The organism is Teichococcus rhizosphaerae (genome assembly GCF_002631185.1).
Classification (GTDB): Bacteria; Pseudomonadota; Alphaproteobacteria; order Acetobacterales; family Acetobacteraceae; genus Pseudoroseomonas; species Pseudoroseomonas rhizosphaerae.
In genome coordinates, this window is sequence record NZ_PDNU01000096.1 from 1 (window position 1) to 4,454 (window position 4,454).

At 72.2% G+C, this 4,454-nt stretch carries 3 protein-coding genes; 2 read left to right on the top strand and 1 reads right to left on the bottom strand.

The annotated features are described in order from the left end of the window. Positions 1 to 350: hypothetical protein (locus CR162_RS21625; RefSeq protein ID WP_141563286.1), on the bottom strand; the 350-nt coding region annotated here is incomplete at its 3' end. A gap of 208 nt (positions 351 to 558) precedes the next feature. On the opposite strand from CR162_RS21625, the gene CR162_RS21630 reads away from it, so the two are divergent. Continuing rightward, complete coding sequence (locus CR162_RS21630) at positions 559 to 858, top strand: hypothetical protein (RefSeq protein ID WP_141563287.1); 300 nt, start codon at positions 559 to 561, stop codon at positions 856 to 858. Then, positions 855 to 4,406 carry a MobF family relaxase gene (gene mobF, locus CR162_RS21635; protein ID WP_099097533.1) on the top strand — a complete coding sequence of 1,184 codons (3,552 nt, stop codon included), beginning with the start codon at positions 855 to 857 and terminating at the stop codon, positions 4,404 to 4,406. Before CR162_RS21630 ends, mobF begins: the two co-directional genes overlap by 4 nt. Positions 4,407 to 4,454 lie beyond the last annotated feature (48 nt).

A 4,454-nucleotide genomic window follows, 5' to 3' on the forward strand; every position in this document is an offset into this window, starting at 1 on the left:
GGGGCCGGCAGGCTGGCCCTGCGCTCCGGAGCTGGCAGCGCCTCCGGGGCGGGCTGCTCGCGCTCGGTCCGCGCCCAGGCCTTGCGGGCGGTTTCCGCCACCCGGCGGCGGGCCGTGTGCCCCTCCGGTCCCGGCGCGTCGAAATGCTCGGGACGCGGCAACAGGCCTTCCTCGACGAACACCACGCCGAAGCTTTCCCAATCGGCGCCGCCCTCGCGCAGAAGGCGGGCGAAGGCCTGGCGATGGCGGTGCATCCAGTTCGCCAGCGGCGACCGACGAGGCCCCTTGGCCCGCAGGGCCTGGATCCGCGCCAGGATCGGATCGGTCACGCTTCCCGGGCCCTGCGACATGCGCGCACTCCTACCGGCAGTTGCTCATCCTGCCAAGGGCACAAGCGGGACACTCCCCGAAGCGGCCGCGGCAGCCTGGCGGCAGTATCTGGGTTGTTGACCAGAGACAGGTCCGCTACCCCAGCGGGAGACAGCCAGAGGGGCAGAATTCCTACAGACCATTGCACCGCCGCTGGCGGTACTGGACAGAAGCGGGACATAAGCGGACATGGACGCGACGAAACTGGCCCTTGAGCTGGAAGCGCTGCGGGACAGTGTGCGGTCAATGGAGGCCGGCCAGGACAACTTGGTGCGGGCCATCGGCGAGCTGGCGCCGCTGCTCGGCACGGTGATCGAGGAGTTGCGCCAGCTCTCCCAGGCGGCCTCGGCCGAGGGCCCGGCCAGCGATCTCGGACCCGAGTTGCGGCGCCTGGTGGAGGCGGTGGACGGCAACACCGCGGCGGTCACCGCGCTGCTGCGGCAGCTGCCGGTCTCTCCTGCCGAGGAGGCGCCGGGCCCGCTGGCATGATGACCTTCCGGGCCGGTGCGCCCGGCGGTGTCGCCCAGGCGGCGGCCTACACCGCGCATCTGCTGGAGCGGACCATCGATCCGGCGCAGCAGGCGCTGGCCGACTACTACGGGCGGGAGAGTTCCTTAGACCCGGAGCGCTCTGAGGGGCTGGGCAGCACCCCCCGCCCCTCGCCGGTGATGGCGCCGGAGGTGGCCAGGGCGCTGGGGATCGATGCCAGCCGGCCGCTGACCGCCGCGGAGCTGGGCAACATCCTGGGTGGGCTGCGCGCCGATGGCCGGGCCATGCCGGGTCACCAGCGGGATTTGCGCGCGTATCGGAGCCGGGCCGATGGAGCCGACGCTCCGGGCGAGCGCAGTCGCATCGCCTGGATCGACCTGACCTTCTCGGCGCCCAAGAGCGTCTCGGTGGCCTGGATGGCGGCCGCGACCGAGGCGGAGCGGCAATCCATCCATCAGGCGCACAAGGATGCGGTCCAGGAGGCGCTCGGCTATGTCGAGCAGGAGGTGGCCCGCGCCACCTTCGGCCATGGCCGCAGCGGCCAGGCAGAGGAAACCGGCCGGCTCGGCTTTGTCTCGATCGATCACTTCACCAGCCGCCCGACCGTCGAAATCAGCCGCGCCGATCCCACCACCGGCGTGCAGGCCACCGAGATCTACAGCGTGCCGGTGGCCGGCGATCCGCAGCTGCACAGCCACACCATCGTGCCCAACCTGGTGCTGACCCGCAGCGGACGGGCGATGAGCATCGACACCACCCGCATCGCCGGGCGGGTGCATGAGTTCGGCGCGGTGTATCAGGCACTGCTGGGGCGCAATTTGCGCCGCCTCGGCATGGCGGTGGAACTCGACGAACGCACCCAGGCGCTGCGGCTCGCCGCCATCCCGGAGGAGATCTGCCAGGCCTTCAGCAAGCGCACGGTCAATGGCGAGCGCTCGGCCGAGGCATGGGCGCGGCGGCATGGCTACAGCGCCGAGGCCTGGGCCGGGATGCGCCCGGAGCAGCGGGTTGCCATGCTCAAGGCCGCGATCAAGGAAGGCCGCTTTGGCAAAGGCGACGACCTGGCCGACCGCGCCGCCTGGCGGGCGCAGATCGCCGAGCTCGGCTGGCAGTATTCTGGCAGCGCCGTGCGGATGGGGCCGCCGGCGCCGGAGCGCAGCCCGCGGCAGCGGGCCGAGGATGCCCTCGCCGGGGCGGCGCCGGTGCTGGAGGGGATGCTGGCGCAGCGGGCGGTGGTCACCGGCAGCGACCTGCGTCTGGCGGCGGCGCGTGGCCTGATCGCCGGCGGCATGGAGACGCTGGAGGATCTGTCGGCGGTGACCCGCGCCATGGCACGGGACGGGGTGCGGCAGGATGGCCAGCAGACCGCCCTGTTGTTTCGTCCAGGTGCCTCCAGTCGGCCGGAGCGGGTCCGCGTCACCACGGCGCTGCACCGCGACCAGGAGGCGGAGCTGATCGCCCTGGCCCGCACCGCGCAGGCGCAGCCGGACGCGGCGCTGGCCCCTGCCCGCCTGGTGCAAGCCGCCGCCGCACGCGGCACGCCCCTGACCAACGAGCAGCTTCACGCCGCCGAGGCGCTGGGAGCGGGAAACAAATTCGCCGTGGTGATCGGCGGCGCCGGGGTCGGCAAGACCACCATCCTGGCGCCGCTGGTCGAGGGCTGGAGCGGCCGGGGCCGCGAGGTCTGGGGCACCGCCCTGGCTTGGCGCCAGGCCAATGCGCTGCAGGAGGCGGGGATCAGCGGCGCGCGCACCCTGGCGCTGGAGCCGCTGCTGGACCGGATGCAGCGGCGGCCACAGGATTTCGGCCCGCGCTCGGTGGTGGCGCTCGACGAGCTGGGCCAGATCGGCACACGGCAGCTGCTGCAGCTGCTGCGGCAGCAGGCGCAACTCGGCTTCAAGCTGGTGGCGGTGGGCGATGACCGGCAATGCCAGGCGATCGAGGCCGGGCCCACCATCGCGCTGCTGCGCCAGGCGCTGGGCCCCGAAGCCATTCCGGAGGTGCTGTCCACCGTGCGGCAGGCGACCGAGCGCGAGCGCGCGATCGTCGGGATGTTCCGCGACGGCCGCATCGGCGAGGCGCTGGCCGCCAAGCGGGCCGAGGGCCAGGCGGAGCTGGTCCAGGGCGGCTACGAGGCCGCCGTGCGGCGGGCCGCGGCGCTCTGGGGCGAGCGCGTGGCGGCCAACCAGCAGGATCCGCGCTACAGCGTCACCGTGTCGGCGCCGACCAACCAGGACGCGCTGGCGGTCAGCCGCGCCATCCGCGAGGTACGCCGGGCCTCAGGCCAGCTCGGTCCGGACCGGGTGACGATCGAGGCCAGCGATGCCACCGGCGCCAGCTACCCTCTGCCGCTGGCTGAGGGCGACCGGGTGCGGCTGTTCCAGCGCACCAGTCGTGCCGGGGCCGGGCGCGACACCATGATGGGCGAGAACGGCTCGGTGCTGACCGTCAAGGAGGTCCGCGAGGGTGGCTTGTTGCTGACAACGCGCGACGGCAAGGAAGGCTTTGTGCCCTGGAAGGGGTTCCGCGACCGCCGCAGCGGGCAGATCCGGCTTGCCTATGGCGATGTGCTGACGATCAACACCGCCCAGGGGATCACCAGCGACGAGCACATCCTGGCCATGCCGGCCGGCAGCCGCGGCGTCACCCTCTACGCCGCGCATGTCGGCGCCAGCCGGCATCGCGTCGCCAGCCACATCGTCGGCAGCCTGGGCGCCGAGGCGCGGGAGGTCGAGGATCGCCGGCCGGTGAATGCGCCGAAGCTCACGGGCCAGGCGGCGCTCGATGCGGCCTGGGCCAATGTGGAGCGGAACTTCGGCCGTGCGCCGGTGAAGGACAGCGCGCTGGCCCTGCTGCGCCGGTTCCAGGACCTGTCGCAGAAGGCGCGCGACACCTTTCAGGAGGGCATGCGGCGGCGGCAGACGCGGCAGAAGGCGGATCTGCCGGAAACGCGGCTTGTGCAGCGGGCGCGGGAGAACCGGCAGGCCAAGACCCTCGCACCGGTGGTGCGGCAGATGAGCCTGAACCTGGAGGTGCAGGGCCGGGCGGCGGAGCGTCTCGGGGCCGCGCCGCGACCGCGCCCCAGGATCAGCCTGGAAGCCCTGACCCTGCGCCTGGTGGCGCCGCAGGTGGCGGAAGGCCGCATGTCCTATAGCACGGCGCTGGACGAGGTGATGCTCAGCGCGGTGGATGACCGGCGGGTCCGGGTGCTGCGCGACTATGCCTGGAACCCGGTGCACCAGATGCATCTTCCAAAGCCCGGCGGACCGGTGCATGCCGAACCTGACCAGGACGCCATCGCGCGCAAGCTGGATCAGGCCATTGCCAGCTACGACGCAGGCGGACCAGCGGCATTGTGGGCGCCGAACGTCCTGCGCAGCACCCGGAGCCATTCCGCGCACCCAGATCATATCCGGCGAGATCAAGGTGCGTCTAAAGGACCCATGGCTCAGGCGCCGTTGAGACGTGCAGGCGAGAGGGTCAAGAGAAGTAGCGCCGAGCTTGCGGCCAATACACCTCGCTCGCGTGCTCCGCGGCGGTCCCGCTGAATCGGTGAGGGCGCTCTTGCTGCCCGCATTGTAGCCGGCTCTGCCCCA

Excerpts from the sequence above, each read along its gene's own strand:
- CR162_RS21630 (WP_141563287.1), top strand. The coding sequence starts at position 559 with ATGGACGCGACGAAACTGGCCCTTGAGCTGGAAGCGCTGCGGGACAGT.
- mobF (WP_099097533.1), top strand. The coding sequence starts at position 855 with ATGATGACCTTCCGGGCCGGTGCGCCCGGCGGTGTCGCCCAGGCGGCG.